The organism is Okeania sp. SIO2F4, assembly GCF_010672385.1.
GTDB lineage: Bacteria > Cyanobacteriota > Cyanobacteriia > Cyanobacteriales > Microcoleaceae > Trichodesmium.
The window spans coordinates 1-3,075 of sequence record NZ_JAAHGT010001073.1; the positions used below are offsets into that span (position 1 = coordinate 1).

The 3,075-nt window shown below is 35.9% G+C and carries 3 protein-coding genes; 2 read left to right on the plus strand and 1 reads right to left on the minus strand.

Annotated elements, in window-relative coordinates:
• Positions 1 to 1,163, minus strand: a 1,163-nt coding sequence (locus tag F6K22_RS37200; RefSeq protein WP_293109779.1) for a glycosyltransferase family 4 protein, incomplete at its 3' end; no start/stop codon positions are given.
• 989 nt (positions 1,164 to 2,152) lie between these two features.
• Between F6K22_RS37200 and F6K22_RS37205 the strand changes: the two genes are divergently transcribed.
• Both F6K22_RS37205 and F6K22_RS37210 read left to right on the plus strand, forming a co-directional pair.
• Positions 2,153 to 2,521, plus strand: a complete 369-nt coding sequence (locus tag F6K22_RS37205) for a hypothetical protein (protein ID WP_293109780.1) — start codon at positions 2,153 to 2,155, stop codon at positions 2,519 to 2,521.
• A 34-nt stretch (positions 2,522 to 2,555) separates the two neighbouring features.
• Positions 2,556 to 3,075 (plus strand): hypothetical protein (locus F6K22_RS37210; RefSeq protein ID WP_363275258.1); only part of this gene is annotated, 520 nt, incomplete at its 3' end.

Below are 3,075 nucleotides of genomic sequence, written 5' to 3' on the forward strand. Positions count from 1 at the left end.
GTATACTCCGTTTCGATGAGCGATCGCCCGTTTTCTGACAACATTTGTCTCAACTGCCCATCCTCAAATAACCGACCAATTGCCTCCACATATTCTTCTACTTGATTTGCTCTTAATGCTCTGAGTGGTGTACCAACACCATCAATTGCTAATCCTTCCAAACCACGATCGCTGGCCACAACTGGCGTACCCGCAGCCATTGCTTCTAAGGTTTTATTTTTAATTCCAAAACCAGTACGCATAGGAATTACACAAACTGTAGCTTGATGTAAATATTCTGCCATTGAAGGTACGCGACCTGTAACTTTTACTCCTGGGCGAGTCGAAAGTTCCTGTACTTCCGGTACTGGTCTTGCCCCCACCAACGCTAAAGTTGTATCAGGATAACGTTCTTGTACTTTAGGCAATATTTCCAGAGTCAAAAAGCGAACCGCATCAATATTAGGAAAATTATCCATAGCTCCCACAAAAATTAATTGCTTTCCTCCAGGGTCAGCACTACGATAAGGAAACTGACTAAAATCTACCCCATTCGGAATAACAGAAATCTGACTATTAGGGTTAAATTCTTGCAGTTGTTTCCCATCTTCCTCAGTTGTGGCAACTATACAGGAAAATTTTGAACAATATCGTTTTTCATAACGCAGTAGTAGGGGAAGATTAAGTCTATCTCGCAAAGGTTTCTCTGCCGTACCAGTTTCCAACTGTTGCCGACAAGTACCATAAACTGAACTATGGACATTAACTAGGGTTTTGACTTTCTCTTGCCATTGAGGGCGGATATAAATTTCATTAACGCAATGTTCGCAAGTAATGGCCTCACATTTACCTGTTGCCACAAACTCATCTACCCATTTTTGCATTTCTGGCGAATATATAGACAGAACGCTTGGTGGAGTACCTTCTATTATAAAATTACTAAAACGTCTTAGTTTTGCTAAAATTCTTCCATCGGATTCTTGGGGGCGGGGAAATATGGCCAAGTCTTCTACATAAGACCGCAATGAATCTATTTCCGAATCATTGACATCTGGAGAGCGTTGTGTTACCAAAGTAACAGAGTGTTTCTGACTCAAAAATTTGAGTAGATTAAATGTTCTTACTTGAGTGCCTCCTCGGCTAGGAGGATAAGGAAAAGTAGAGGAAAGCATGAGGATTTTCATAAATTTGGTAAGTTATTCTAGATTTTTCTCTATTAGAGCTAATTTATTATATTTGATGACAATATCATAGTCTGAATTTCAGTTAGACTGGGATATTTTAATTTTAGGAATAGATTTTATGTTACAAAAATGACTGATAGTTAAAGGATTAAAAAAACAAAATCTAGCCTTGAAAAAAGGTAAGCATTTCGAGCAAATATTCAAGATTATTTGCTCGAAATGCTTACCCAGTAAAACCAACTTTCAGAAATAGTTAATCCAAAGGAAATTCGAGTAGTAGGCTATGAGGCGCTGTGGGAATCATGAAATTATTAACTGGATTAAAAGTCAGCAAACTGGTAAATGTCAGTTCATAAATGATATCCCGAAAACAAATCTCTACTGCTATAAGTATGAAAATATCCGAGATAGATTTCCACAATATAAAAAGGGAATAGACCGTTATAGTCAACAAATTCAGGAAAATTTTGTTAAAAAAGACTGCTTGATTTAGAGTTATGAAGATTAAGGCGTTGCATAGAGTGCGGGATGAATTAGTGGGAGGGGTGTGGTCCGTGTGGTCCGTGTGGTCCGTGTGGGGGGCGTTACATAATCAAATCAATCCCATACGCAGAAACCGTCAATTCTTTCGCCCCTACTCCCTACTCCCTCTTTTTTGGAGATGTCTATTTACATAGAGTGCGCATTGGAATTATAGTTTGAGAAAAAGAGGAAGTAAAAGATGGATTACCTTTCCTGCAAAGATTCATCCAGCCCCTCAGCAACGCCAAGATTAATTATATTGCGGGTGCAAGTAACAAATGATTAGATACTTAATATCAAATATCAAACATGACTTATCTTTTGGAAAAAGTGCTAGTAGGTATAATGTAATTATTATTAGAGATCCTTTTAACCTTTTGGCAGGTAGATTACAGAGGTATAAAAAGTTTTGAGAAGACCTTAATCATCAAGAAAAGGATTTATTAGTAAGGTATTCTAATAAAACAATGGTTGATTTATGGATTGATTATGCAAAAGAGTATTTAGGAGAAACAAATTATCTCAGGCACAACAAAATTTGTGTAAATTATAATCAATGGTTTGCTGATGTTGAATACCGGCGAAAAATTGCCGAGAAACTGCAAATGGAATTTTCTGATGCAGGCATTGATAAGGTGACTGGTTTTGGTGGAAGTAGTTCATTTGAAGGAAAACAACTTGATGGCAAAGCAACATCTATGGATGTCTTAAACCGATGGCAAAAAGTATCTGATAATCCTAGGTACAAGGAGTTTTTTACTAATCAGGAAATATTGAAATATTCAGAACAAATATTTGGTCATATTCCTGGTACAGAATCTCTAATAAATAAGTAATAATATTGATATTTTCATTTTAGGAATAGATTTTATGGTGCAAAAATCATTGATAGTCAAAGCATTAAAAAAACCAAACTTAGCCTTGAAAAAAAGTAAGCGTTTTTTAGCACATAATCTTGAAGATTTTATTAGAATGCTTACCCAGCAAAACCAACTTTCAGAAATAGTTAATCAAAAGGAAATCAGAGTAGCAGGTATGAAGCGCACTGGAAACCATGCAATTATTAACTGGGTTAAAAGTCAGCATACTGGTGAAGTAGGATTTATTAATAACGTTGTAGCTAATGAAAACCCCTACCGCTACAAATATGAAAATCTCCAAGATAATTTTCCAGAACATAAATGGGCAATAGAACATAATCGTAAACAAGCTCAAGGAAATTTTATTAAAAGAGATTGTTTGACCTACAGCTATGAAGATTTTCCCTTAGAGCAAATCGCAATTGATAAATTTGAGCATAAGCATGACTTATACTTAGGAAAAAGTGCTATTAGGTACGATCTACTAATTATTAGAGACCCTTTTAATCTTCTGGCAAGTAGATTAAAGA

Coding starts and splice junctions, on each gene's coding strand:
- F6K22_RS37205 (WP_293109780.1), top strand. CDS start 2,153: ATGGTTGATTTATGGATTGATTATGCAAAAGAGTATTTAGGAGAAACA.